This window comes from Cupriavidus sp. NPDC089707, assembly GCF_044748965.1.
GTDB lineage: Bacteria > Pseudomonadota > Gammaproteobacteria > Burkholderiales > Burkholderiaceae > Cupriavidus.
In genome coordinates this window covers 1-1,164 of the sequence record NZ_JBIVHB010000067.1, presented here as the reverse complement: position 1 = coordinate 1,164, position 1,164 = coordinate 1, and the positions used below count along the sequence as shown (strand labels likewise).

Here is a 1,164-nt window from a genome sequence, read left to right as displayed (position 1 = left end):
CTAGTGTCCTGCGTCAGAAATTCGCAGACAAAATCGCCTGATGCTGGCGAGGATGTCATCGGCGGACTTCGTCCACACGAAAGGCGTGGGGTTGGCGTTGTTCAGATCGAGGTATTGTTGGATGGCCTGCTCAAGTTGTCGGGTTGATCGATGCGTGCCGCGGCGAATGTATTGTTCCGTAATGGCTGCAAACCAGCGTTCCACCTGATTGATCCATGAGGCGGAGGTCGGTGTGAAATGAACATGGAAGCGCGGATGGCGAGCGAACCAAGCCTTGATCGACGGCGTCTTGTGCGTGCCGTAGTTGTCCATGACGAGATGCACATCGAGCTTGGGTGGCACGCTGGCTTCAATCGTGCGTAGAAACTGCAGGAACTCACTGCTGCGATGTCTGCGATGCAATTCACCGATAACTTTTCCAGTGGCGATGTCCAGCGCGGCGAACAACGTTGTCGTGCCATGGCGCATGTAGTCGTGCGTGCGTCGCTCGGGGATGCCTGGCGCCAGCGGTAGCATGGGTTGCGTGCGGTCCAGTGCTTGAATCTGGCTCTTCTCGTCCACGCACAACACCATGGCTTTGAGCGGTGGGTCGAGGTACAACCCCACGATATCGCGCACCTTCTCCACGAACAATGGGTCGGTGGAGAGCTTGAAGGTCTCCTGTCGATGAGGCTGCAGTCCAAACGCACGCCAGATACGCGTCACGGTCGACGCAGATAGATTCGCCGCGCGAGCCATACTGCGCGTGCTCCAGTGGGTGGCGTTGGCCGGCACGGATTCGAGCGTCTTGGCAATAACCGCATCCACCTGGGCATCATCGATGGACCTCGGTGCCCCTGGGCGCGGAGCATCGAGCAGTCCATCGAGCCGATGCGCCACGAACCGCGCACGCCATTTCGATACGGTTTGCTGAGTGACACGCTGCTTTGCCGCGACGGTCTTGTTGTCCAAGCCTTCAGCGCTAGCCAGCACAATGCGCGCGCGTAACGCCAACGCCTGTGCGGTCTTGCGCCGCATCGTCAGCGCCTTGAGTTGCTCACGTTCGACCTCATTCAACACGAGTTCCGCCTTTGGTCTTCCTCTCATCACCGCCTCGCCGTTTGCGTGCCTTCAACGCAGACTACTATGTGGTGTCAATAATGCAAGGAACTTCTGACGCGGGAC

The 1,164-nt window shown here is 58.7% G+C and carries 1 protein-coding gene; it reads right to left on the bottom strand.

Annotation, left to right across the window (positions count from 1 at the left end):
* Entirely contained in the window at positions 1-1,086 is a 1,086-nt protein-coding gene (locus tag ACIP1U_RS32620; protein WP_400324083.1) for an IS630 family transposase, read from the bottom strand.
* Positions 1,087-1,164 lie beyond the last annotated feature (78 nt).